The organism is Streptomyces sp. NBC_01314 (assembly GCF_041435215.1).
GTDB lineage: Bacteria > Actinomycetota > Actinomycetes > Streptomycetales > Streptomycetaceae > Streptomyces.
In genome coordinates this window covers 7,575,202-7,599,534 of the sequence record NZ_CP108394.1, presented here as the reverse complement: position 1 = coordinate 7,599,534, position 24,333 = coordinate 7,575,202, and the positions used below count along the sequence as shown (strand labels likewise).

Here is a 24,333-nt window from a genome sequence, read left to right as displayed (position 1 = left end):
TAGACGTAACCCTACGGTAGCCACTGCCGAACCGGTCGGCACCTTGTCCTCAGGGAGCCCTGCGTGGACCGCACAACCCAGCTCACCGCCCGTCGACCGGGCACGGGCGCCCTCGTGGGCGGAGATGTATACGATCCAGCCGCGTCGTCGACGGCGACCGCGTCGGCCGGTTCGCTGCACCGCGCGGCGGCGGCGGTGCTGGCCGACAACTGGACGGGCCGGTCCACGGTCCCGTCGCGCAAGCTGTATCCCCACCAGTGGTCGTGGGACTCGGCGTTCATCGCGATCGGGCTGCGCCATCTGTCGCCGCTGCGGGCGCAGACCGAGCTGGAGACCCTGCTCGCCGCGCAGTGGGGCGACGGACGCATCCCGCACATCGTCTTCAACCCCTCCGTGCCGCTCGACGCGTACTTCCCGAGCCCCGACTTCTGGCGCTCCTCCACCGCGGGGCGCTCCGCGGGCGCCCCGCCCGTCACGCAGACCTCGGGCATCGTGCAGCCGCCGGTGCACGCGCTGGCGGCGTGGCTGGTGCACCGGGCGGACCCCGGACTGTCCCGGGCGCGCGGCTTCCTGTCCCGGGTGTATCCGCGGCTGGCGGCCTGGCACCGCTATCTGCTGCACCGCCGCGACCTGGGTGGGGGCGGGCTGGCGTCCGTCGTCCACCCCTGGGAGCAGGGCATGGACAACAGCCCCGCCTGGGACGCGCCCCTGGCCCGGATCACCCCGGCCCCGGCCCGCTCCTTCCGTCGCGCCGACCTCGCCCACGGCGCGGCCGAGGACAGACCGACGGATCTGGACTACGGGCGGTACGTGCGGCTGGCGGCGGACTACCGGGACGCCGGGTATGCCGACGGGCAGGGCGAGTTCGCCGTCGAGGACCCGGCCTTCAACGCCCTCCTCATCGCCTCCGAGCACGCCCTCGCCCGTATCGCGAAGGAACTGGGCGCACCGGGGACGGCCCGCCGCGCACGCGCGGAACGCCTGACGGCGGCGCTGGTGGAGCGGTTGTGGGACCCGGCGGAGGGGATGTTCTTCTGCCGGGACGTCACCACGGACGCCCTCGTCCCCGAGCGGGGCGTCTCCGGTCTCCTGCCCCTCCTGCTCCCCGGCCTCCCCCGCGACATCACGGACGCCCTCGTCCGGACGGTCCACGGCCCGCACTTCGGGCTCGGCGACACCACCCGGCTCGTCCCGTCGTACGACCTGACCGGCGAGGCGTTCGATCCGCACCGGTACTGGCGTGGGCCCGCGTGGTTCAACACGAACTGGATGCTGGAGCGGGGACTCAGGCTGCACGGGGAGCTGGGGCGGGCCGACGCGCTGCGGGCGGCGCTGCTGGAGACCGCGGGGGCGTCCGGGTTCGCGGAGTACGTGGACCCGTACACCGGCGAGGCCTGTGGAGCGCTCGGCTTCGGCTGGACCGCCGCGCTCGCCCTCGACCTGCTGCACCAGGACGACCACGGCCAGGGACACGACCACGGGCAGGGGCAGGGGGGCGGCCAGGGGGACGGGCAGCACCACGCGGGCCCCGAGCGGCACCACGATGACCTTGAGCGGCACCACGGCGGCCCTGAGCGGCACCACGGACCGCACGACGGACGACACCACGACAACGAGGTCGTGTTCGGCATGTGTGACCAGGGAGGGGACCGGGAATGACGGACCGGCATCACCTGCTCGTGCGCGGCGGGACGTTCGCCGCCGTGGGCGACGGCGGCGACATCAGCGGGGTGCGGGGCGGCAGCGCTCCGGACGGGCTGTTCGTGAGGGACGCCCGGCATCTGAGCCGGTGGCAGCTGACCGTCGACGGCGCTGTCCCCGAGACGCTCACACCGGTCGCCGGCGGTGACACCGCGCGCTGTGTGCTCGTCCCCCGGGGCGGCCGCCGGGAACCGCCCGCGTACACGCTCTTCCGTGAACAGGCCGTCTCCGACAGCGCGTTCGTGGAGACGCTGCGCGTCACGAGCAACCGCCCGGTGGCGACGACCGTCCGGATCGCGATCACTGCGGACGCCGACTTCACCGACCAGTTCGAGCTGCGCTCCGACTTCCGTACCTACGCCAAGAGCGGTGTCGTCAGGAAGCGCGAAGTCCTCGACGACGGTGTGGAGTTCAGCTATCGGCGCGGCGAGTGGCGGTCCTGTACGACGGTGACGGCCGATCCCGCGCCGGACAGTGTCGAGGAGACCGGGACGGGGGCACGGCGCCTCGTCTGGGCCCTCGATGTCGCACCGCACGGCTCGGTGGAGCTGACCTGCCGGGTGATGGCGCGGCCGCACGGCGACCGGCGGGCCCTGCGGGTACCGCGCTCACCGTCCGCCGTGCAGGACCAACTTCTCACGGTGGAGGGCGAGTTCATGGAGGGCGTGGCCTTCCCCACCAGCTGGCCGGAGCTGGCCGCCGCGTGCGCACGCGGCCTCGCCGATCTCGCCACGCTCCAGGTACCGGCGACCGGCCCGCAGGGCGAGACCCTGCGCGTACCAGCCGCCGGAGCGCCCTGGTTCCTCACCCTCCTCGGCCGTGACGCCCTGCTGACCTCCCTCTTCACCCTCCCCTACCGGCCGGAGCCGGCCGCCGCCACGCTGCTCGCGCTCGCCGCGGCGCAGGCGACCGAGGTCGGAGTCGACTCGGTGGCCCAGCCCGGCAAGATCGTGCACGAGGTGCGCCACGGCGAGCTGGCGCACTTCGGGCAGGTGCCGTACGGGCGTTACTACGGGTCGGTGGACGCGACCCCGCTGTTCCTCGTCCTGCTCGGCGCGTACCTGGAGCAGACCGGGGACGTCACGCTGGCCCGCCGTCTCGAACCCCACGCGCGGGCCGCGGTCGGCTGGATGCTCGACCACGGCGGCCTCACCTCGCGCGGCTACCTGGTCTACCGCGCCGACCAGGGCGGCCTCGCCAACCAGAACTGGAAGGACTCCCCCGGCTCGATCTGCTCCGCCGACGGCAGCCGGCCCGCCGCCGGACCGGTGATGGCGGCGGGCGCGCAGGGCTACGCGTACGACGCGCTGCGCCGCACCGCCGTGCTGGCCCGCACGGTCTGGGAGGACGAGGTGTACGCGGCGCTCCTGGAGCAGGCCGCGGGCGACCTCCGCGACCGTTTCCAGCGGGACTTCTGGATGCCGCGGCACGACTTCCCGGCACTGGCGTTGGACGGCGAGGGCAGGCAGGTCGACGCGCTCGCCTCGGACGCGGGGCATCTGCTGTGGTCGGGGCTGCTGGACAAGGAGTACGGGAAGCTGGTGGGCCGACGGCTCCTGGAGCCCGACTTCTTCTCCGGGTGGGGGGTGCGGACGCTGGCCGCCGGGCAGCCCGCGTACCACCCGCTGTCGTACCACCGGGGGTCGGTCTGGCCGCACGACAACGCGCTGATCACGCTGGGGCTCGCGCGGTACGGGCTGCACGACGAGGCGCGGACGGTGGCCTCCGGCATGGTCGACGCGGCGACGGCGGCGGGGCATCGGCTGCCGGAGGTGCTGGCCGGGTACGGGAGGGATACGCATCCGGAGCCGGTGCCGTATCCGCACGCGTGTGTGCGGGAGTCGCGGTCCGCGGCGGCTCCGTTGGCGTTGCTGACCGCGGTGGGTGGTGCGTAGTCGCTCCGCCGGGTGAGCCGGTGTTCGCCGTTGGGGCGTGGGTGGTTGGCGGGCTGCGGGTTCCTCGTGGCTGGTCGCGCCCACGCGGCGGAGCCGCATGTCGATACAGCCCCGCGCCCCTTACGGGGCCCTCAGCTCCGCCGGCAGCCTCCCCGTCGTCCGCCTCGCCTCCACCTCCGGCCATGCCCATGCCGTCGTCGGGGGGCGGTGGGTGGTCCAGGTGTCCCCGTGACTGCGGATCCTGCCGGAGGGCGGGGACCGCGCCGGGCGGGTCGCCGGAACCGGCGCGGCACAGGGCGTGGGCCCGGCCGCGCCAGAGCGCCTCCTCCTGCCGCTCGGAGCCGGCTACCCCCCGGACGTGTCGAGTTCGGCTTCCTCGCCCACGCCCGCGCAGTCGTACGGGTCCTTGAGCCAGCCGTCCGGCAGGACGACGCGGTTGTTGCCGGAGGTACGGCCGCGCGGGCCGTCCGCGCCGGTGGGCCAGGGCTGGTCGAGGTCCAACTCGTCGAGGCCGGAGCGGAGTTCGACGAGGGAGGAGGTGATGGCGAGGCGCTTGCGCATCTCGGAGCCGACCGCGAAGCCCTTGAGGTACCAGGCCACGTGCTTGCGGAAGTCGACGACGCCCTTGGACTCGTCGCCGATCCACTCGCCGAGCAGGGTGGCGTGCCGGACCATGATGTCGGCGACCTCGCGGAGGGTGGGTGCCGCGATGTCTTCCGCCCGGCCCTCGAAGGCCGCCACCAGATCCGAGAACAGCCACGGCCGCCCCAGGCAGCCGCGTCCCACGACCACCCCGTCGCAGCCCGTCTCGCGGACCATCCGCAGGGCGTCCTGGGCGGACCAGATGTCGCCGTTGCCGAGGACCGGGATCTCGGGGACGTGTTCCTTGAGGCGGGCGATGGCGTCCCAGTCGGCCGTGCCGCCGTAGTGCTGGGCGGCCGTGCGGCCGTGCAGGGCGATCGCCGTGACGCCCTCCTCGACGGCGATGCGGCCGGCGTCGAGGTAGGTGATGTGGTCGTCGTCGATGCCCTTGCGCATCTTCATGGTGACCGGAAGGTCGCCCGCGCCGCTCACGGCCTCACGGAGGATCGCGCGCAGCAGGTGCCGCTTGTACGGGAGGGCCGAACCGCCGCCCTTGCGGGTCACCTTGGGGACGGGGCAGCCGAAGTTGAGGTCGATGTGGTCGGCGAGGCCCTCCTCCGCGATCATGCGGACGGCCTTGCCGACGGTCGCCGGGTCCACGCCGTACAGCTGGATCGAGCGCGGCTTCTCGGTCGCGTCGAAGTGGATCAGCTGCATGGTCTTCTCGTTGCGCTCGACCAGGGCCCGCGTGGTGATCATCTCGCTGACGAACAGCCCCTTGCCTCCGCTGAACTCCCTGCACAGGGTGCGGAAGGGCGCGTTCGTGATCCCGGCCATGGGGGCCAGGACCACGGGCGGGGTGACGGTGTGCGGACCGATCCGGAGTGGCGAGGCGGGCGCGTTCGAGGGCGTGGACATCTCCCCATTGTCACGCATACGGACGAGCGCCCCGCCATTCATTAGTTAGGCGCACTATCGAGTTGGGCGTACGATGATGCGCATGCCTGAGCTCAGCAGCCGCCGCCGTCTGCTCGTGCTCGCGATCTGCTGCACCAGCCTCCTGATCGTGAGCCTGGACAACACCGTCCTGAACGTCGCCCTGCCCTCGATGCAACGCGACCTGAACGCGAGCCTCGCGGGCCTGCAGTGGACGATCGACGCCTACACCCTGGTCCTGGCTGCCCTGCTGATGCTGGCCGGTTCCACCGCGGACCGGATCGGCCGCAGGCGGGTGTTCATGGCGGGCCTGGTCGTCTTCACGGCCGGCTCGGTGCTGTGTTCCCTCGCCCCGAACCTCGAATCGCTGGTCGCCTTCCGTATGGTGCAGGCGGTCGGCGGCTCGATGCTCAACCCGGTCGCCATGTCGATCATCACCAACACGTTCACGGACCCGCGCGAGCGGGCCCGCGCGATCGGCGTCTGGGGCGGGGTCGTGGGCATCTCGATGGCCGCGGGGCCGATCATCGGCGGCGTCCTCGTGGACTCCGTCGGCTGGCGCTCGATCTTCTGGATCAACCTGCCGGTCGGTCTGGTCGCGCTCCTGCTGACCTGGCGGTACGTCCCCGAGTCCCGCGCCCCCAAGGCCCGCCGCCCCGACCCCGTCGGACAGCTCCTCGTCATCGCGCTGCTCGGCTCCCTCACGTACGCGATCATCGAGGCGCCGACCGCGCCGGTCGCCGAGACCCTCGCCCTCGGCGGTGTCGCCCTCGCCGCGCTGCTCGCCCTCCTGCGGTACGAGCCCCGCCGCGAGGAACCCCTCATCGACCTGCGCTTCTTCCGCTCGGCACCGTTCAGCGGGGCGACGGTGACAGCGGTCAGCGCGTTCGCCGCGCTCGGCGGTTTCCTGTTCCTTTCGACGCTGTACCTGCAGAACGTGCGCGGCCTCGACGCACTGCACGCCGGTCTGTGGATGCTCCCCATGGCGTTCCTGTGCTTCGTCTGCGCGCCGGTCGCCGGACGGCTGGTCGGCAGCCGGGGGCCGCGTCTGCCGCTGCTGGTCGCCGGGGTGGCGATGACCGCGAGCGGGGTGCTCTTCGCCGCGTTCGAGGCCGAGACGGCGAACGTCACCCTCGTCATCGGCTACATCCTCTTCGGCCTCGGCTTCGGCTTCGTCAACGCGCCCATCACCAACACGGCCGTGTCCGGGATGCCGCGCGCCCAGGCCGGCGTCGCCGCCGCGGTCGCCTCCACCAGCCGCCAGATCGGCCAGACGCTGGGCGTCGCGGTGATCGGCGCGGTCCTGGCGGCGGGCATCGGCTCGTCCTCGTACGCCGACTCGTTCGTGTCGGCGGCCCGGCCCGCCTGGTGGATCGTCACGGTGTGCGGCTTCGCCGTCCTGGTGCTGGGAGCGCTGACCACCGGGACGTGGGCCCGGGGCACCGCCGACCGGACGGCGAAGCGACTGGACGCGGCGGAGGTACGGGACGCGGCGGGCGTCGGGTCGTAACCGGTCGCCATGTCGTCCACAGCCCGCGTGTTCACTCGGTCTTCGTCACCGAGTACCGGCACGCGTTCGGCCGGCGCCGTCCTGACCCGCAACCGCCGTCATGCCAGGTTCACCCACGATCCGGATTCGGCCGAGCGGATCATCGCGTCCAGCGCGGTGGCGCTGTGTACGGCGTCGTCGAGGGTGGCGCCGTGCGGGGTGCCCTCGGCGATGGAGCTCAGGAAGTTGTACGCCTCCACGACCTTGAGGTCGTCGTAGCCCATGGCGTTGGCGGAGCCCGGCTGGAAGGCGGCGTACGCGCCGTGGCCGGGGCCGACGTAGAGGGTGTGGACGGACTGGTCCTGGTAGGCGTCACCCTTGCTGACGCCCAGTTCACCCATGCGGCGGAAGTCCCAGAAGAGGGCGCCCTCGGTGCCGTGGATCTCGAAGCCGTAGTTGTTCTGCTCGCCGACGGAGACCCGGCAGGCCTCCAGGACACCCCGGGCGCCGGACGCGAAGCGGAGCAGGCAGTTGACGTAGTCCTCGTTCTCCACGGGTCCCAGTTCGCCGCCCGAGGCGCGGGTGTGGCCGGCGGTGGCGCCGGTGGGCCGGGCCCGCTCGGGGACGAAGATCGCGGTGTCGGCAGTGAGGGAGGCGAGGTCGCCGAGCAGGTAGCGGGCCAGGTCCACGCCGTGCGAGGCGAGGTCGCCGAGGACACCGCTGCCGCCGCGCTCCCGCTCGTACCGCCAGGTCAGGGCGGACTCGGGGTGGGCGGCGTAGTCGCTGAAGAGACGGATGCGGACGTGCGTGACCGTGCCGATCTCGCCGGCGGCGATCAGCTCGCGGGCGGCGGTGACAGCGGGCGCGTTGCGGTAGTTGAAGCCGACGGTGCCCTGGATGCCTGCCCGGGCGGCCGCGTCGGCTACGGCGCGGGCGTCGGCGGCGGTGAGCCCGACCGGCTTCTCGATCCAGATGTGCTTGCCTGCCTCGGCCATGGCGACGCCGATCTCCCGGTGCAGGAAGTTCGGCGCGGTGATGCTGACCGCCTGGATCCGGGGATCGGCCGCCACCTCGCGCCAGTCCCGAGCCGTCGAGGCGAACCCGAACTGCCGGGCCGCCTCCTCCGCCCGTCCGGGCACCTCCTCGACGACGGTGACCAGCTCGGGCCGCAGAGGCAGCTGCGGAAAGTGATGCGGGACCCGCGCGTAGGCCTGGGTATGCACCCGCCCCATCCAGCCGAACCCCACGACCGCGACACCGAGCGCACTCACCACAACTAACCCTTCTTTGGACCGATCCAATCACCTGTAGTCCACGATGAAGTCCGTTCACGCAGGTGTCAAGGGTATGCACAGGGGTCACCGCATATGGAACGGTCCATCGAGCGCCTGCATGGGCCGGTCCATGCAGCAGCCCATGCAGCAGCCCATGCAGCAGGACTACGGTGGAGCGGATTCGGCGACTGGCGCGGCAGAACTTCCGTGCCACCGACCGCAGTTGAGTGCCACGCGGGGGCAACCCGCCCACAGGGGGCCCGCGGCGCGCGGCACCGCTCGGTGAATTCGTCGTGTGTTCCGCCCTGTTGATGTTGGTCTTGCCGCACACTCCTCACGGACGCGGAACCGTGAGGGTGTCGACTGGAGGCGTCATGCAGCAGAGCAACACGAGCAAGGTGAGCCGCTGGGACCAGCACGGGCGGGAGCACACCGTGCGGGTACAGCGCTCGGGAATGCAGCGCACGATCAGATGCGACACGTGCGGCTGGCGCAAGGGCGCGCAGTTCCTGCCGTGGCTGAAGGCCGAGGAACACCTCGCCGAGGCCCACCAGGCGACGGTGGACCCGAGGGTCTCGTCATAGCCGCCGGCCTTCAGTCCAGTTGGTCCAGCGCCTCGGCGACCTGGTCCATCACCCGTCGCCAGTGCGCCCGTTGACGCTCACGTTCCTCGGTGCTCGCCATGCGTTCCTGGTGGAAGACGAGGACGGCCCGGCCGCCACCGGCCGCCGAGACGGCGACCTGGACGGTCGTGTCGCCGTAGGTGACGCGGATACGGTCACCGGGCCGGTAGCCGCGCACCTCGCCCGTGGCGCCCGCGTCGGTCTCGTACCCGGCACCGCGCTCGGGAGTGAGCCGCGCCCCGGGTCCGAGCCACAGCGCCAGCCCGCCCGGTCCGCTGATGAACTCCCATACGGCGGCGGGTGACTGGGGCAGAGTACGGGAGACGCCGACTTCCCATCCGGCGTCCCTGGTGAGTCCGGTGGATCGCGCGGTCATGAGGATCACCCTTTCTCCTGGACTTGCTCGTGGACTTGCTCGTGGACCTGCTCGTGGACCTGCTCGTGGACTGCTGCTCGACCGGGCCGCTACTCGACCGGTCCCGCCCCGGAGCGGCGCACACGGTGGGCGCGGACCTTGTGGCGGTTGCCGCAGTGCTCCATCGAGCACCAGCGGCGGCGGCCGGGGCGTGAGGTGTCGACGTAGAGGAGATAGCAACGGTCGCCGGCGCACATGCGGACGCGTTCGGCGTACGGCCCGGTGAGGAGGTCGACGGCATCCCGGGCGACCGTGGAGAGGAGCTGCGCGCCGGTCGCCGTACCGGCGGCCCAGCTCCGGGCGCCGTCCGCGCCGATGGCGGGGGCGAGCGGCGGGCGGGCGGCGGCTTCGTTGACGAGAGCGAGGTCGGCGGTGTCCGCCGGGGATATGCCCAGCTCGGGGAGGCCGGCGCCGCCGACCACGCGGGTGACGACCGTACGGGTCAGCGCGTCGCGCAGCCGCCGGGCGTACGTCACGTCGTCCGCCGTGACGTGGAGGGCGAGGGGCGTGGGGGCGAGCCGGGACTGATCGGCCCATTCGACCAGGTCATCGGGGGTGTGCAGCACCTCGTAGCGGGTCAGGGCGCCGGGACCGCCGGTGACGAGCAGCTCCAGGCAGAGAGCGCCCGGATCGAACCGGAAGACGTTCCCGGAGTAGGACCGCAGCCGGATGCCCGACACTCCCGACGCCCCCTTCGAAGCTGATGCCCTGGACGACAAAGCCATGTAACCAATATAACCGGTTACATGACTGCCGCACTGAACTGGAAACTGGTCGTCGACACGCGGGACGCCCAGCCCCTGGCCGATTTCTGGGCCGCGGCGCTGGGCTACGAGGTGGAGGACCCGAGCACACTGATCACCCACCTCCTCACCACGGGCGACCTCCCCGAGGCCGCCGTCACCGAGCACAACGGCCACCACGTCTTCCGCGGCTACGCCGCCGTCCGCCACCCCGACGACCCGTACGACCCCTTCACCGGCATCGGCAAGGGCCGCCGTCTCCTCTTCCAGGACGTCCCCGAGGCCAAGACGGTCAAGAACCGTCTCCATATCGACGTCCACTCCGGCCCGGACGGCCTGGGCCCCCTCGTCATCCGCCTGGAAACCCTGGGCGCCACCCGCGTCGAGGAGTTCGACAGGGGCCCGGCAGGGCATTGGTGGGTGATGCGGGACCCGGAGGGCAACGAGTTCTGCGTGGCATAGGCGGACGGCCCGCGTCGGACCGACCGCGGCGCACCGGGCCGGTCCGCCTCGGTCACGGTGTACGCGACCGCCGGCCTCCCGTGGGTCAGCCCTGCCGCAGCGGGATCGCCAGGTCCACCACCTGCCGCCCCTTGGGGAAGCTCCCCGTCGAACTCGCCTTGCCCGTCAGGAGGTTGACGCCGAACATCCGCGCCCCCGTCACCGCGTACCCGGCGTTCACACCACTCCTCACCGAGCTGTAGATGTCGAACCCGGAGTCCGGCGGGGCGTCGACGCCGAGCTTGCCGGTGGGGGCGAGGCTGCCCGCGTTCGCCGGCGACTGGACGGTGACCTGGTCCTGCGCGGCGCCGAGGTCGAACAGGGTGGTCGCGGTGGCGGTGTCGAGGTCGTTGTTCGTGTACGCCGCCCCGGTCACCCCCTGAGCGGTGGCCCCGGCCGTGGCGGGCGGGACCGGCGGGTCGGTGAGGGTGCCGTCGACGGCCGTGGTGCCGGCGGCCGGGGCGCCCTGGGGGTCGTCGAGGTTGTGGCGGAGGTTCTGGCCGGTGTCGCTGATCACGCGGAGGCGGTTGGCGGCGGGGTTGAAGTCGACGCCGTACGCCGCGCCCCGGAGGGCGACCGTGAGCTGGGAGACCTTGGTGGCCTTGGCACCCACCTCGCGGATCGTGTAGACGCCGCCCCTGTCGCCGACGCCGTACAGCTTGCCGTTCTGGACGCGGTAGTCGATGCCGACGAGCTTCGTGTCGCCCTTGAGGCCGCCGACCTTGCCGAGCGGGACGGCGGCGCCCGGCCTGTCGACGCGGAAGACCACCAGCCGCTGGTCGACGGTGAGCCCGACGGCCTTCAGCCCGCCGGGCACCTTCGCCGCGCCACCCAGGCCACCGCCCTTGGACTCGATGCCGCCCCCGATGCCGGAGGAGCCGTCCTCCGATGCTCCGGACCCGGACCCGGACCCGGACCCGGACGACGCGGACGATCCGCCCAGCGCCCCCGCCCCGACCGCCCCTACGGTCCCGATCGCCACCGCCATGGTGAGTACGCCGATGATCGCTTGCTTGCGCATGTACGCCCCCGTGAAGATGCGCGGCCCGCCCCTCGCGGGCCGTATGCCCTCCCCTTCGGAACCGGGACAGATCCGGATTGGTGGGTCGTACGAGATTTTTCCGGGAACTACGGAACTTTCCCTGGCGTTCCATTGGACACCTTTCATCCGCACTCGGACAATTCGAGGTGTCTGTCAGCCTGTCAGCCTGTCACCGGCCCGCCGTGGCCTCCAGGAGGGCGCATGACCATCCGTATCGCCACCTTCAACGCCGAGAACCTCTTCCGTCGGCCGACGGTGTTCGGCCTCGCCGATGGCGAGTTGCGCAAGGAGATCCTGGACGACTTCAACGAGCTGGTCGGTCTCCTCGACAAGGAGATCTACCAGGAGGCGGACAAGGAGCGGATCGCCGAGCTGATCGTGAAGCACGACGCGCACGACTCGGAGGCGGGCAGCCGGCGGCCGTTCTTCGTCAACCAGCCCCGCGGCGGCGCCAAGCTCTACACGGTGTCCCCGACGGGAGGACCCGTCGTCAAGATCGTCGCCAAGGGGCGGCCGAAGTGGTCCGGTTGGGCCGAGATGGTGCGGGGCGACATCGGCTGGGACGCGGTGGAGAACACCGCCCGGGTGATAGCCGAGGTGAACGCGGACATCCTGCTCACGGTCGAGGTCGAGGACCGGCTCACCCTGGACCGCTTCAACACCCAGGTGCTGGGCGGCGTGGTGGGACACGCCCCGTACCCGTTCAACATGCTCGTCGACGGCAACGACAGCCGTGGCATCGATGTCGGCATCCTCAGCCGGTTCCCGATCACGTCCGTGCGGTCACACATCTTCGATTCCGGCGCGAACGGCAACCCGGTGTTCAGCCGGGACTGCCCCGAGTTCGAGGTGGAGGTCGACGGCGACCCCCTGTGGATCCTCGGCAACCACTTCAAGAGCAAGGGCTTCGGCCGCGCCGCCGAGAACGACAAGCGCCGCAAGGCCCAGGCCAAGCGCGTCAAGGAGATCTACGAGGCCGCCCTGGACCGTTCCGCGCGGGTCGTGGTGGCCGGCGACCTCAACGACTTCCTCGCCAGTCCCCCCATCAAGCTCCTCCTCGACGCCGGCCTCCGCGAGGCCATGACCCACGAGAGCTACGGCGCCAACCCTCCGGGCACCCATGGCACCGGCAAGCGCGACGAGCAGAAGCTCGACTACCTCATGTTCAGCCCGGAGTTGTGGGAGCTGGTGACGAACGTGGGCGTGGAGCGGAGGGGAATCTGGGCTCCGAGGACCTTCCCGTCCTTCGCCACCGTCACGTCGAAGGCCGACCAGGCCTCGGACCACGCGGCCCTCTTCGCCGACCTGGATCTGTAAGGACCCGTACGACCCGTACGACCCGTAAACGCCGAGTTCCCCGGCCCCGTAAGGGGCGCGGGGAACTGCGCGACCGGCCACGACGAACCCGCAGCCGCTCAATCACCCGAGCGAGGCGACCCCTCAGGCGCCGACGAGCCGACCCGCGAGGTACCCCTCGATCTGGTCGAGAGACACCCGCTCCTGCTTCATCGAGTCCCGCTCGCGCACGGTCACCGCATTGTCGTCCAGCGTGTCGAAGTCGACCGTCACGCAGTACGGCGTACCGATCTCGTCCTGGCGACGGTACCGGCGCCCGATCGCACCCGCGTCGTCGAAGTCGATGTTCCAGTTCTGCCGCAGCGCCGCCGCGAGCCCCTTCGCCTTCGGGGACAGCTCGGCGTTGCGGGACAGCGGAAGCACCGCCACCTTCACCGGCGCGATGCGGTGGTCCAGCCGCAGCACCGTGCGCTTCTCCAGCTTGCCCTTGGCGTTGGGCGCCTCGTCCTCGGTGTACGCGTCGAGCAGGAACGCCAGCATCGTGCGGCCGACACCGGCCGCCGGCTCGATGACGAACGGCGTGTACCGCTCGCTCGACTCCTGGTCGTAGTACGACAGGTCCTGGCCGGAGGCCTTGGAGTGGGCGTTGAGGTCGTAGTCGGTGCGGTTGGCGACGCCCTCCAGCTCACCCCACTCGTTGCCGCCGAACTGGAAGCGGTACTCGATGTCGGCGGTGCGCTTGGAGTAGTGGGAGAGCTTCTCGGCCGGGTGGTCGTACCAGCGCATGTTCTCCTCGCGCATGCCCAGGCCGGTGTACCAGTTCCACCGCTCCTGCATCCAGTACTCCTGCCACTTCTCGTCCTCGCCCGGCTTGACGAAGAACTCCATCTCCATCTGCTCGAACTCGCGGGTGCGGAAGATGAAGTTGCCGGGCGTGATCTCGTTGCGGAAGGACTTGCCCATCTGGGCGATGCCGAACGGGGGCTTGCGGCGCGAAGTGGTCTGCACCTGGGCGAAGTTGGTGAAGATGCCCTGGGCGGTCTCGGGACGCAGGTAGGCGACGGAGCCGGTGTCCTGGGTGGGGCCGAGGTGGGTGGAGAGCAGACCCGAGAACTGCTTGGGCTCGGTGAACTGGCCCTTGGTGCCGCAGTTGGGGCAGTTGACGTCCGCGAGGCCGTTCTCCGGCAGGCGGCCCTTCTTCGCCTCGTACGCCTCTTCCAGGTGGTCCGCGCGGAACCGCTTGTGGCAGGAGGTGCACTCGGTGAGCGGGTCGGAGAAGGTGGCGACGTGGCCGGAGGCGACCCAGACCTCGGGGGCCAGGATGACGGACGAGTCGATGCCGACCACGTCCTCGCGAGACGTCACCATGTAGCGCCACCACTGACGCTTGATGTTCTCCTTGAGCTCGACACCCAGCGGTCCGTAGTCCCAGGCGGCACGCTGGCCGCCATAGATCTCGCTGCACGGGAATACGAAGCCACGGCGCTTGCTCAGGCTGACGATGGTGTCGATCTTGTCGGCGGCCACGGTGCTCTCTTCATTACGACGACGGGCGACGAAGCGATGCGCTCCTGGAGGGAAGCGAACGCGCTTCAGAGCGAATGCCTCAGGTTACCGGCGGGGCCTGCCCTCCGATCAAATCGGTTCGGAGAACGAGGCGGCGAGAGCCGGACAAAGGCCTTACCAAGGGCTTACCACCAGGCTTGTTGACAATCGTTTCCAGATAAGATGAAAATGACTGTCATGAACGCAGTACGACGACGACTCCTGATACCCGCGGCGGCGACCGCGGCCGCCGCCCTGAGCCTCACCACGCTCTCGGCCTGCTCCACCGACAGTGCCGCCGCCGGCAACACGGACAAGTTCGACGTTGTCGCGTCGTTCTATCCGATGGCCTTCCTCGCCGAGCAGATCGGCGGGAAGTACGTGAACGTCACCAGTCTGACCGAACCCGGCCAGGAGCCGCACGACCTGGAGATCAGCGCCAAGCAGACGGCCGCGCTCCAGGAGTCGGACGCCGTGCTCTACCTCAAGGGCCTGCAGCCCTCCGTCGACGACGCGGTCTCGCAGTCCGAGCTCAAGACGAAGATCGACGCCGCCACGCTGACCACCATGGAGCACCACGGCAACGAGGTCGGCGGCCACTCGGACGAGCACGACGAGCACGAGAACGAGGAACTGGCCGGCAAGGACCCCCACGTCTGGCTCGACCCGGTGAAGTACGCCGAGGTCGCCAAGGGCGTCGGCGCCGCCTTCGAGAAGGCCGACCCGGACCACGCGGACACCTACAAGACCAACACCGAGGCCCTGGTCGAGAAGCTGGGCGCGCTCGACGACCAGTTCGAGAACGGTCTGAAGAACACCGACACCAAGGTCTTCATCACCACCCACGCCGCCTTCGGCTACCTCGCCGAGCGCTACGGCCTCACCGAGGAGGCCATCTCCGGCCTCGACCCCGAGTCCGAGCCGAGTGCCGCGCGGGTCAAGGCACTTGAGAAGATGGCGAAGGCCGACGGCGTGACCACCGTGTTCTACGAGACACTCGTCAGCGACAAGACCGCGAAGACCATCGCCGCCGACGCGAACCTCAGGACGGACGTCCTCGACCCGATCGAGGGCATCACCGAGAAGTCGCGCGGCAAGGACTACTTCTCGGTGCAGGAAGCCAACCTCAAGGCCCTCGAAACGGCCCTGGGAGCCAAGTGACCTTGTTGATCATCCGGAGGCAGCAGGCATGACCGAGCCCGTCATCTCGTTGCGCGGCGTCCGCGCCGAACTGGGCTCGCGCACCGTCCTGCGCGGCATCGACCTCACCGTTCACCGCGGTGAGGTCGTCGCGCTGCTCGGCGCCAACGGCTCCGGCAAGTCCACCGCCGTACGCACGGTGATCGGACAGGTGCCTCTGAGTGACGGCGAGATAGAGCTGTTCGGCGTCCCGCGCCGCCGCTTCCGCGACTGGCGGCGCCTCGGGTACGTGCCGCAGCGCACGACGGCGGCCGGCGGTGTCCCGGCGACGGTGACGGAGATCGTGGCCTCGGGCCGGCTCTCCCGCGCCCGCTTCGGCATCCTGCGCGGAGCCGACCACGAGGCGATCCGGCGGGCCCTGGACATGGTCGGCATGGCGGACCGCGCCAAGGACTCGGTGAACGCCCTCTCCGGCGGCCAGCACCAGCGCGTCCTCATCGCCCGCGCCCTCGCCTCCGAACCCGAGCTGCTGATCATGGACGAGCCGATGGCGGGCGTCGACCTGGCCAGCCAGGAGGTGCTGGCCGCGACGCTGCGCGAGCAGGTCGCCAAGGGCACCACGGTGCTGCTGGTCCTCCACGAACTGGGCCCGCTGGAGCCGCTGATCGACCGCGCGGTGGTGCTCCGCGACGGCTGCGTCACCCACGACGGCCCGCCCCCGAAGGCGGTCGGCCAGCACGCGCTGCCCGGCCACGACCACGTACACCCGCACGCGGCACCGGGCACCGGGCCCGTCCGTACGGGCCTGCTGAGCTGAGAAGGCGATCGCGATGGACATCCTCAACTACGCCTTCATGCAGCGGGCCCTGCTCGCCGCCGTCCTCGTCGGCATCACCGCCCCCGCGATCGGCATCTATCTCGTCCAGCGCCGCCAGGCCCTCATGGGCGACGGCATCGGCCATGTCGCGATGACGGGCGTGGGCCTCGGCTTCATGCTGTCGTGGTCCCCGGTCTGGATGGCGACACTGGTGGCCGTGCTGGGCTCGGTGCTGATGGAGCTGATCCGCTGGTACGGCAAGACGCGCGGCGACATCGCGCTCGCCATGCTCTTCTACGGCGGCATGGCGGGCGGTGTGATGCTCATCAACCTCGCGCCGGGCGGCACCAACGCCAACCTGATGTCGTTCCTCTTCGGCTCGCTGTCGACCGTGTCACAGGAGGACATCACCGCGATCTGCGTCCTGGCGGCGTTCGTGATCGTGATGACGCTGGCCCTGCGACGACAGCTGTTCGCGGTCAGCCAGGACGAGGAGTTCGCCCGGGTCACCGGCCTGCCCGTGCGCGCGCTGAACCTGCTGACGGCGGTCACGGCGGCGGTGACCGTCACGGTCGCCATGCGCGTGGTCGGCCTGCTCCTGGTGTCCGCGCTGATGGTCGTCCCCGTCGCCGCCGCACAGCAGCTCACCCGCAGTTTCGCGGCCACCTTCGCGATCGCCGTGGCCATCGGGGTGTCCGTGACGATCGGCGGCGCGGTCACCTCGTACTACCGGGACGTGCCGCCCGGCGCGACGATCGTGCTGCTCGCCATCGCCGTGTTCATGGTGCTCACCGCGCTGGCGACACCGCTGGCCAGGCGGCGCGCGAAGGCCCTGGAGGCGGCCGCCGGCGACCCGTCGGAGTGTGTGATCCCGAAGGCCGGTGAGGGCGCGGGGGCGGGGGTGGTCAGGGACACGGTTCCGGCCAGCCGGGGCTCCGCCGAGGGGTCCGCGGGCTGACCGGCGTCCGGCCGCAACCCGGCGGGCCCGCGCGGGCTGGCACAATGGCCCCCGCAAGACCGCTACGCGAGGAGGCAACGGTGACGACCGCTGGACCCGTACGAGGTCGTTCCACCCGGCAGCGGACGGCTGTGGCCGCGGCACTCGACGAGGTCGACGAGTTCCGCAGCGCGCAGGAACTCCACGACATGCTCAAGCACAAGGGCGACTCGGTCGGGCTCACCACCGTGTACCGCACGTTGCAGTCCCTCGCCGACGCGGGCGAGGTCGACGTCCTGCGCACCTCCGACGGCGAGTCCGTGTACCGCCGCTGCTCCTCCGGCGAGCACCACCACCACCTCGTCTGCCGTGTCTGCGGCAAGGCCGTGGAGGTGGAGGGCCCGGCGGTCGAGACGTGGGCCGACGCGATCGCCTCGGAACACGGCTTCGTGAACGTCGCCCACACGGTGGAGATCTTCGGCACCTGCGCGGAGTGCGCGGAGAAGACCGCGTAGGCCGGACCGCCGTCGAGCCCAGCCTCCGGCCCGGCTCGCGGCTCGCGGCTCGCGGCAACGGCTACAGCTGACTACGGCTGCGGCTTGCGGCCGGAGCAGCGCTCCAGCTCGTCCGGTTCGCAGAAGGAGCTGTGCTTCGACATCCGGCGGCAGCCGGCCGGGCCAGGCCCTGGTCGGGGCGGTCGACCGGGCGTGGGGCCTTCGCACCGCACTACAGCCGGGTCAGGCCCTCGCGGTCGAGGACGGCACGGAGCCGGTCGGCGTCGGCGGGGTTCGGCAGGCCGCGCTTCGGCAGCACGGTGAGGCGGGGCGCGTGGGCGCCGCTGAAGAGGACGAAGGTGTGCGGGGTCTCCGCGTACCGGGACACCTGTGACCAGCGGGCCGGGTGTTCGGTGCCGTGGTCGTGCTCGACGGTCACGCCCCACAGGTCCAGCACGGTGCGGTGCAGCCCCCGGGCCGCCGCCCGCCGGTGGAGGAGGCGGGCCTGGAGCCCGGGCAGCAGGACGAGCCCGACGACCGCCGCCACCGGCATCACGAGGACCTGGGCGTCAGGCGTACCGCCCGACGCCAGCGCCAGGACCGTGACGAGCGCGCCCGCCCCGGCGGAGAACAGCAGCAGCCCGCGCCCCCACCGGCCGGCGGCCGAGGCCCGCGTGGACGCGCGGACCGCCTCGCGGAAGTCCCCGACCGCCGCCCGGTACACCAGTTCCACGTTGTTCCCACCGGCCTCCGCCAACGGTCAGTCCTCCGTCCGGCCCTCCATGGCGAGCAGTTCCTCGTTCGGGATGGCGCCGCCGAAGCGGCGGTCGCGGGAGGCGAACTCCAGGCAGGCGCGCCACAGGTCACGACGGTCGAAGTCGGGCCACAGCACGTCCTGGAAGACCATCTCGGCGTAGGCGCTCTGCCAGAGCAGGTAGTTGGAGGTGCGCTGCTCGCCACTGGGGCGCAGGAAGAGGTCGACGTCCGGCATGTCCGGGTAGTAGAGGTACTTCGCGAAGGTCTTCTCGGTGACCTTGGAGGGGTCGAGGCGGCCCGCGCGGATGTCTTCGGCGAGGGCCTGGGCCGCGTCGGCGATCTCGGCGCGGCCGCCGTAGTTCATGCAGAAGTACAGCGTCAGCAGTTTGTTGTCCTTGGTCTGCTCCTGGGCGACCTGGAGCTCCTTGGCGACCGACTTCCACAGCTTGGGCATCCGGCCCACCCAGCGGACCCGGATACCGAGCTCGTCGAGCTGGTCACGGGTCTTGCGGATGAAGTCGCGGTTGAAGTTCATGAGGAAGCGGACCTCGTCGGGCGAGCGCTTCCAGTTCTCGGTGGAGAAGGCGTAGAGGGAGATGTTGCGCACGCCGATCTCGACCGAGCCCTGAAGGACATCGAGCACGCGCTCGGCGCCGACCTTGTGGCCCTCGGTGCGCGGCAGCCCGCGCTCCTTGGCCCAGCGGCCGTTGCCGTCCATGACGATCGCCACATGCTTGGGGACCAGCTCGCCGGGGAGCTTGGGCGCGCGGGCGCCGGACGGGTGCGGCGTCGGTGCCTTGTGCTCGCGGCGCTGACGCCCCAGGAACCCGCGTACCACCATGTGCTTCTCGTCTCCTCTGCGGTGCTGACGACTCTGCTGCTCGACGACTCTGGCTTCTTGACGACTTTGTACTGCTTGACGACTCGGTGCCGCTTGACGATCTGTGCTGTTTGACGATCTGTGCCGGCTTGACGATCTGTGCCGCTTACGACTTTTCCACGTACCGGAGTGAGCGCAGGCCGCGCTCCAGATGCCAGTGCAGATAGGCGGACACCAGCCCGCTGCCCTCCCGGACGTGCCGCGGCTCGCTCGCGTCCGCGGTCTCCCAGTCTCCCGTAAGGAGCGCGGCGAGCAGCTCCAGCGTCTGGGGCGAGGGTACGACGCTGCCGGGCACCCGGCAGTCCACGCAGACGGACCCTCCGGCGCCGACGGAGAAGAACCGGTTCGGGCCGGGCATTCCGCACTTGGCGCAGTCGCTGAAGCTGGGGGCGTAGCCGTTGACGGCGAGCGAGCGCAGCAGGAAGGCGTCGAGGACGAGGTGCGGCGCGTGTTCGCCGCGGGCGAGGGTGCGCAGCCCGCCGACGAGCAGCAGGTACTGCTGCACGGCGGGCTCGCCCTCGTGGTCCGTGAACCGCTCGGCCGTCTCCAGCATGGCCGTCCCGGCGGTGTAGCGGGCGTAGTCGCTCACGATGCCGCCGCCGTACGGAGCGATGGTCTCGCTCTGGGTGCACAGGGGCAGCCCGCGACCGATCAACTCGCTGCCCCGCGCGAAGAACTGCACGTCCACATGCGAGAAGGGTTCGAGCCGCGCCCCGAACTTCGACTTCGTCCGCCGCACCCCCCGAGCCACCGCCCGCACCCGCCCATGACCGCGAGTGAGCAGCGTGATGATGCGATCCGCCTCACCCAGCTTCTGGGTGCGCAGGACCACACCGTCGTCACGGAAGAGACTCATCGCACGCCCCCACGGGGTTGCCGCCGGGGGTGCGGGGGTCGCCCGCCGGGAGAGCACAGCATGATCCGATCCGCGTCACCCGGCTTCTGGGTGCGCAGGACGACTCCGTCGTCACGGAACAGGCTCATGCCGCCCATTCTCGCCTACGGCCACCCCTTCAAGGGACCTCGCCCCGGCTGCGGGCGTTCTCGTACGCGGTCGCCGCGCGCAGCCGTTCTATGGTCGTGGCGGCCCGTACGGCCTCGGGGGCGCAGTCCCATTCTCTCCCTCCGCCGACCGGCCGCAGCTGTACGTACGGCCCCTCGTGGCCCATGACCCGGCCGACCTTCCCGGTGCGGGTGTCGACCGCGTAGGTGCCGATCGTCGGCTTCTTCCCGTGACCGCTCACCGCAGGGTCGCCGCCGAAATGGCCGGTACAGGCAGAACAATTCCTGCCTTTCCGACTGTCCGCCGCAATTCCTCCACCAAATCCTCCGCCTCTTCGACGCGCCCGCCGAGTGTCGTCCCCCAGGCCCTTCCCGCACTGCCTTCACGGTGCTCCCCCACACCATCGAATTTCACTCTTCGCATCTTTCTGGTGACCCGCCGTGCCTAAACTCGGCAGGAGTCTGTCCTGTACAACTTCCGGGCGGCGCAAAAGCGTTGGGCCCTGACCGACGAACCTGGAATGCACGGACACACATGCCGCGCTTTCGCCGGGGACCGGGGTGGAGGGCCTCGCCGTCGGGGGCGGCCGGCCTTCCGGACGGTCCGTCCCGCACCCCCGCAGGCCCCACCTCTCCCGCACCGCATCACCACAGGTGGTCCTCACTTACGTGGGGAATCTCCGCGTTGTCCACCTAAGATTCCCTTTGGTTCCCCCGTTTTCGACAAGTCGCCGACGCACCACGCGTCCTGGGAAACCACTCGGCGTGGATGAGCGTCGAACGTTGCGTGAGCAACCGCTGTCCCGGCGGTCCGACGGCACGGAAGATGGGGACCCGTGGAGCTGGAATTCCGACTGCTCGGCCCGGTAGAGGCGTGGCACGGTGACAGACCCCTGCGGCTGGGCGGGCCGAAACCGCGTGCGCTGCTGGCCGCGCTGCTGCTGCGGGCCGGGCAGGTGGTGCCCGCGGACGCGCTGGTGGACGTGATCTGGGGGGAGGAGCCCCCCGACACCGCGCGGGCGCTGGTGCAGACGTATGTGTCGGCACTGCGGCGGGCCCTGCCCGCCGAGGCGGCGGAGGCGATCGAGACCCGGCCGCCGGGATACGTGATGCGGCCCGGGGTCGGGCGGGTCGATCTGGCGGAGTTCGAGGCGCGCACGGCGGACGGGCGGCGGGCCGCCGTCGACGGGAACCACACGGAGGCCGCCCGGCTGCTGCGGGAGGCGCTGGAGCTGTGGCACGGACCCGCGCTCGGCGGCGTCGGGGAAGCGCTGCGGGGTGAGGCCGGGTGGCTGGAGGAGGCCCGGCAGGCGGCCCTGGAGGAACGCATCGCCGCCGAGCTGGAGGCCGGCGGGCACGAGGCGGAGCTGGTCACCGAGCTGACCGCACTGGTCGAGACCCGTCCGACCCGGGAGCGGCCGCGCGGGCAGCTGATGCTGGGCCTGTACCGGCTGGGCCGGCAGGCCGACGCGCTGGCCGTGTACGCGGAGGGGCGGGCCGTGCTCGCCGAGGAGCTGGGGCTCGACCCGGGCCCGGAGCTGAACCGGCTGTACGAGGCGATCCTGCGGGCCGACCCGGCCCTGCTCGCCGCCACGACGGCCACCGCCGCCCCGCAGCAGGCCTCCGTACCCCGGCGGGTGTCCCTTCTCCCGCCCGCCATCGGGGACTTCACCGGGCGGGAGGAGGAACTGGCGGGGGTCGTCGAGGGGTTGACCGGCGAGCGGGAGGCGATGCCCGTCGTCGTGGTGTCGGGGGCAGCCGGGGTGGGCAAGTCGGCGCTCGCCGTGCAGGCCGCGCACCGGGTCGCCGGCGACTATCCCGACGGGCAGCTGTACGCCGAACTGCACGGCTTCAGCGAGCCCGTACCGCCCGCCGAGGTGCTGGGCCGGCTGCTGCGGGCGCTCGGCGCGGACCCGCCCGAGGACACGGCCGAACGCGGCGACCTGTTCCGCAGCCTCGTCGCCGGACGGCGGATCCTGCTGGTCCTGGACGACGCGAACGGCGAGGCCCAGGTACGGCCACTGCTGCCGGGCAGCGCCACCTGCGGGGTCCTGGTGACCTCACGGGCCCGGCTCGGCGGGCTCGTCGGGGCCCGGCGCACCGACCTGGACGTCCTGGACGACGCACGCGGCCTCGAACTGCTCACCAGGGTCACGGGCCCGGCACGCACCCCGGACGACCCGCTCGAACAGGCCGCCGCCCGGCGGATCGTGGAGCTGTGCGGCGGGCTGCCGCTGGCGCTGCGGATCGCGGGCGCCCGCCTGGCGACCCGGCGGCACTGGACGCCCAGCGTGCTCGCCGAGCGCCTCGCCGACGAACACCGCCGCCTCGACGAGCTGTCCGTGGGTGACCTGGAGGTAAGGGCCGGCCTCGGCCTCAGCTACCAGGCCCTGGACGGATGCGCCCGCCGGGTGCTGCGCAGGATCGCCACACTGGGCTCGGCGGACCTCGCCGTGTGGGCGGTGGCCGCGCTCTCCGGTATGCCGGAGGACGAGGCCGAGGAGATCCTCGAACGGCTCCTGGACGCCCAGCTGATCAACTGCCCCGGCACCGACCAGGTCGGCCAGCCCCGCTACCGCCTGCACGACCTGGTCCGCGTCTACGCCGTCGAGCGCGCGGAGACCGAGGACCCGGTCGGTGACCGCACGGCGGCGGTCGGCCGGGCGTTGTCAGCCGGTCTGTGGCTGATGGACAGGGTGACGGAGGAATCTCCCTCGGGGGCGGTGATCCTGAGACAGGGGTTCAGTCTCAAGCGGCGCGGGACCGCCGCACCTGCGGCTCCACCCCGCGGGCGTGAGCAACCACACACGACCGGCAACCGCCAACCGGCCGACACCCCCGCCCCGGTGGGCGAACGAACCACCCGCCGTGCCCTCGCGGACCCCTTCGCCTGGTTCGACGCGGAGGCCGACGCCCTCACCAACGCGGTGGAGCGGGCGGCGGCCATGGGCCTGCACAGCCTCGCCTGCGAAGCCGCGGCGGCCCTGTGCTCCTCCTCGTTCGCCATCAAGAACCGCTTCGACGCCTGGTGGCGCAGCCACGACGCCGCCCTCGCGGCAGCCCGCCGCGCCGAGGACCGCTCGGGTGAGGCCCTGCTGATCATCGGCCTGGGGCAACTCCGCTACGAGCAGGACCGCATCGCCGAGTCCCAGGAGTACTTCCGCACGGCGGAGCGCATCTGTACGGAACTCGGTGACGTACGCGGCCGGTCCGCCGCCCTCGCCGGCCTCGGCAGCGCCTGCCGTGAGGTCGGCGAACTGCGCGACGCGGAACGTGCCCTGACCGACGCCGCCGACGGCTTCCGGCGGGTCGGCGACGACACCGGGGTCGGCGTCGCCTGCCGGTACGGCGGTTCCGTACGCCTCGAACTCGGCGACCAGGAGGGCGCGTTCCCGCTGCTCGACGAGTCGCTGCGGGCGTACCGGCGGCTCGGCAGCCGGCGCGGTGAGGCCCTGGCGCTGCGCACGCTCAGCCTGGTGCACCGCTCGCTCGGCGCGTACGAGGAGGCCGCGCGCGTGGCCGAGCAGGCGCTGGAGATCCTGCGCGCGATCGGCGACCCGCACATGGCGGCGTACGCGCTGCGGGCCCGGGCCAAGGCCCGGCTGCGGCTGGGGCACACCCGGGAGGCGGAGGCGGAGCTGCACGAGATCCTGGAGGTCTGCCGGGTCCACGAGGACCGTTTCGGCGAGGCCCTGACGCTGCGGACGCTCGGCGAGTGCGCGCTGGCCGACGGGCGGCTGACGGACGCGGAGGCGCTGCTGACCGCGTCCGCCGCCCTCTGGGGCGTCCTCGCCCTGCCCCTGCCCCGGGCCCGCGCCCTGCGCAACCTGTCCGTCGTACGGGCCGTGCTCGGCGATCGGGCCGGTGCCGACGCGCTGCGGGCCGAGGCCATGGCCGTGTTCGACGTCTGCGAGGCCCGCGAACGGCACGAGCCGTGGCCGTGGGTGCGATCGGGGTGACCCGCGTGATCCGGGGGCCGGTCTCGACCCGGCGGGCCTTGCCTGAGGAGAGGTCCCCGGCCTCGTCGGGGACACGGAGTGACCGGCTCGTTCCGGACCGTCGGGCAGGCTGAAACCCGCTTGCGGCGGACTTGCAGAGAACTTGCAGCGGAGTGCGCCATTCTCGGTGTTCTCGGGGGAGCGACAGATCGGCCGGGCGACCACCGCCCGGCCGGTCCGCCCACCGGAGCGCACAGGGGACGGACCGGTGGGAACGTGACAACAGTGGGTTCGGAACCGCAGGACGGGCGGGGGGAACGCCCGGCT

At 71.5% G+C, this 24,333-nt stretch carries 22 protein-coding genes; 12 read left to right on the top strand and 10 right to left on the bottom strand.

Annotated features, from left to right (window positions below; genetic code table 11):
* Positions 1-63 precede the first annotated feature (63 nt).
* The 3 genes from OG622_RS33530 to OG622_RS33520 all read left to right on the top strand — a co-directional run bounded on the left by OG622_RS33530 (position 64) and on the right by OG622_RS33520 (position 3,828).
* Positions 64-1,659, top strand: a complete 1,596-nt coding sequence (locus tag OG622_RS33530) for a hypothetical protein (RefSeq protein ID WP_371580368.1) — start codon at positions 64-66, stop codon at positions 1,657-1,659.
* Positions 1,656-3,596, top strand: coding sequence for a glycogen debranching N-terminal domain-containing protein (locus tag OG622_RS33525; RefSeq protein ID WP_371580367.1), 1,941 nt, complete (start codon positions 1,656-1,658; stop codon positions 3,594-3,596). The genes OG622_RS33530 and OG622_RS33525 overlap by 4 nt, the downstream gene beginning before the upstream one ends.
* A gap of 97 nt (positions 3,597-3,693) precedes the next feature.
* Complete coding sequence (locus OG622_RS33520; RefSeq protein WP_371580366.1) at positions 3,694-3,828, top strand: hypothetical protein; 135 nt, start codon at positions 3,694-3,696, stop codon at positions 3,826-3,828.
* Positions 3,829-3,941: 113 nt separating this feature from the next.
* Here OG622_RS33520 and dusB read toward each other — a convergent pair whose 3' ends face one another.
* Positions 3,942-5,096, bottom strand: coding sequence for a tRNA dihydrouridine synthase DusB (gene dusB / locus OG622_RS33515; RefSeq protein WP_371580365.1), 1,155 nt, complete (start codon positions 5,094-5,096; stop codon positions 3,942-3,944).
* Positions 5,097-5,178: 82 nt separating this feature from the next.
* On the opposite strand from dusB, the gene OG622_RS33510 reads away from it, so the two are divergent.
* Complete coding sequence (locus OG622_RS33510) at positions 5,179-6,624, top strand: MFS transporter (RefSeq protein WP_371580364.1); 1,446 nt, start codon at positions 5,179-5,181, stop codon at positions 6,622-6,624.
* 98 nt (positions 6,625-6,722) lie between these two features.
* Here the strand turns inward: OG622_RS33510 and OG622_RS33505 are convergent, their stop codons facing one another.
* A complete protein-coding gene (locus tag OG622_RS33505; RefSeq protein WP_371580363.1) occupies positions 6,723-7,877 on the bottom strand; it encodes a Gfo/Idh/MocA family protein in 1,155 nt (384 codons plus the stop codon).
* 374 nt (positions 7,878-8,251) lie between these two features.
* Between OG622_RS33505 and OG622_RS33500 the strand changes: the two genes are divergently transcribed.
* Complete coding sequence (locus tag OG622_RS33500) at positions 8,252-8,461, top strand: hypothetical protein (protein WP_371580362.1); 210 nt, start codon at positions 8,252-8,254, stop codon at positions 8,459-8,461.
* 10 nt (positions 8,462-8,471) lie between these two features.
* On the opposite strand, the gene OG622_RS33495 is transcribed toward OG622_RS33500, so the two are convergent.
* Positions 8,472-8,876 carry an SRPBCC domain-containing protein gene (locus tag OG622_RS33495; RefSeq protein WP_371580361.1) on the bottom strand — a complete coding sequence of 135 codons (405 nt, stop codon included), beginning with the start codon at positions 8,874-8,876 and terminating at the stop codon, positions 8,472-8,474.
* Positions 8,877-8,965: 89 nt separating this feature from the next.
* Positions 8,966-9,640, bottom strand: a complete 675-nt coding sequence (locus tag OG622_RS33490) for an ABATE domain-containing protein (protein ID WP_371580360.1) — start codon at positions 9,638-9,640, stop codon at positions 8,966-8,968.
* A 21-nt stretch (positions 9,641-9,661) separates the two neighbouring features.
* Between OG622_RS33490 and OG622_RS33485 the strand changes: the two genes are divergently transcribed.
* Positions 9,662-10,120, top strand: coding sequence for a VOC family protein (locus tag OG622_RS33485; RefSeq protein WP_371580359.1), 459 nt, complete (start codon positions 9,662-9,664; stop codon positions 10,118-10,120).
* Positions 10,121-10,205: 85 nt separating this feature from the next.
* Here OG622_RS33485 and OG622_RS33480 read toward each other — a convergent pair whose 3' ends face one another.
* Positions 10,206-11,180 carry a DUF4394 domain-containing protein gene (locus OG622_RS33480; RefSeq protein WP_371580358.1) on the bottom strand — a complete coding sequence of 325 codons (975 nt, stop codon included), beginning with the start codon at positions 11,178-11,180 and terminating at the stop codon, positions 10,206-10,208.
* A 222-nt stretch (positions 11,181-11,402) separates the two neighbouring features.
* On the opposite strand from OG622_RS33480, the gene OG622_RS33475 reads away from it, so the two are divergent.
* Positions 11,403-12,518 (top strand): endonuclease/exonuclease/phosphatase family protein, encoded by a 1,116-nt coding sequence (locus OG622_RS33475; RefSeq protein ID WP_371580357.1) that lies wholly within the window; start codon positions 11,403-11,405, stop codon positions 12,516-12,518.
* Positions 12,519-12,641: 123 nt separating this feature from the next.
* Here OG622_RS33475 and OG622_RS33470 read toward each other — a convergent pair whose 3' ends face one another.
* Positions 12,642-14,024 carry a glycine--tRNA ligase gene (locus tag OG622_RS33470; protein WP_371580356.1) on the bottom strand — a complete coding sequence of 461 codons (1,383 nt, stop codon included), beginning with the start codon at positions 14,022-14,024 and terminating at the stop codon, positions 12,642-12,644.
* Between the two features lie 216 nt (positions 14,025-14,240).
* On the opposite strand from OG622_RS33470, the gene OG622_RS33465 reads away from it, so the two are divergent.
* From OG622_RS33465 to OG622_RS33450, 4 genes are all read left to right on the top strand, one after another.
* A complete protein-coding gene (locus OG622_RS33465; RefSeq protein WP_371580355.1) occupies positions 14,241-15,203 on the top strand; it encodes a metal ABC transporter substrate-binding protein in 963 nt (320 codons plus the stop codon).
* Between the two features lie 28 nt (positions 15,204-15,231).
* The gene (locus tag OG622_RS33460; protein WP_371580354.1) at positions 15,232-15,999 is read left to right on the top strand and encodes a metal ABC transporter ATP-binding protein; all 768 of its coding nucleotides are present in this window, start codon (positions 15,232-15,234) and stop codon (positions 15,997-15,999) included.
* A gap of 13 nt (positions 16,000-16,012) precedes the next feature.
* Positions 16,013-16,957: a metal ABC transporter permease gene (locus tag OG622_RS33455; RefSeq protein ID WP_371580352.1), complete on the top strand. Its 945-nt coding sequence runs from the start codon at positions 16,013-16,015 to the stop codon at positions 16,955-16,957.
* 80 nt (positions 16,958-17,037) lie between these two features.
* Positions 17,038-17,451, top strand: a complete 414-nt coding sequence (locus tag OG622_RS33450) for a Fur family transcriptional regulator (protein WP_371580351.1) — start codon at positions 17,038-17,040, stop codon at positions 17,449-17,451.
* Positions 17,452-17,662: 211 nt separating this feature from the next.
* Here the strand turns inward: OG622_RS33450 and OG622_RS33445 are convergent, their stop codons facing one another.
* The 4 genes from OG622_RS33445 to OG622_RS33430 all read right to left on the bottom strand — a co-directional run bounded on the left by OG622_RS33445 (position 17,663) and on the right by OG622_RS33430 (position 20,310).
* The gene (locus tag OG622_RS33445) at positions 17,663-18,187 is read right to left on the bottom strand and encodes a YcxB family protein (RefSeq protein ID WP_371580350.1); all 525 of its coding nucleotides are present in this window, start codon (positions 18,185-18,187) and stop codon (positions 17,663-17,665) included.
* Between the two features lie 3 nt (positions 18,188-18,190).
* Positions 18,191-19,027, bottom strand: a complete 837-nt coding sequence (locus OG622_RS33440) for an isoprenyl transferase (protein WP_371580349.1) — start codon at positions 19,025-19,027, stop codon at positions 18,191-18,193.
* A 145-nt stretch (positions 19,028-19,172) separates the two neighbouring features.
* Positions 19,173-19,922, bottom strand: coding sequence for a DNA repair protein RecO (gene recO / locus OG622_RS33435; RefSeq protein ID WP_371580348.1), 750 nt, complete (start codon positions 19,920-19,922; stop codon positions 19,173-19,175).
* Positions 19,923-20,079: 157 nt separating this feature from the next.
* A complete protein-coding gene (locus OG622_RS33430; protein ID WP_371580347.1) occupies positions 20,080-20,310 on the bottom strand; it encodes a hypothetical protein in 231 nt (76 codons plus the stop codon).
* A 594-nt stretch (positions 20,311-20,904) separates the two neighbouring features.
* On the opposite strand from OG622_RS33430, the gene OG622_RS33425 reads away from it, so the two are divergent.
* The gene (locus tag OG622_RS33425; protein ID WP_371580346.1) at positions 20,905-24,027 is read left to right on the top strand and encodes a BTAD domain-containing putative transcriptional regulator; all 3,123 of its coding nucleotides are present in this window, start codon (positions 20,905-20,907) and stop codon (positions 24,025-24,027) included.
* The last annotated feature ends 306 nt before the right edge of the window (positions 24,028-24,333 follow it).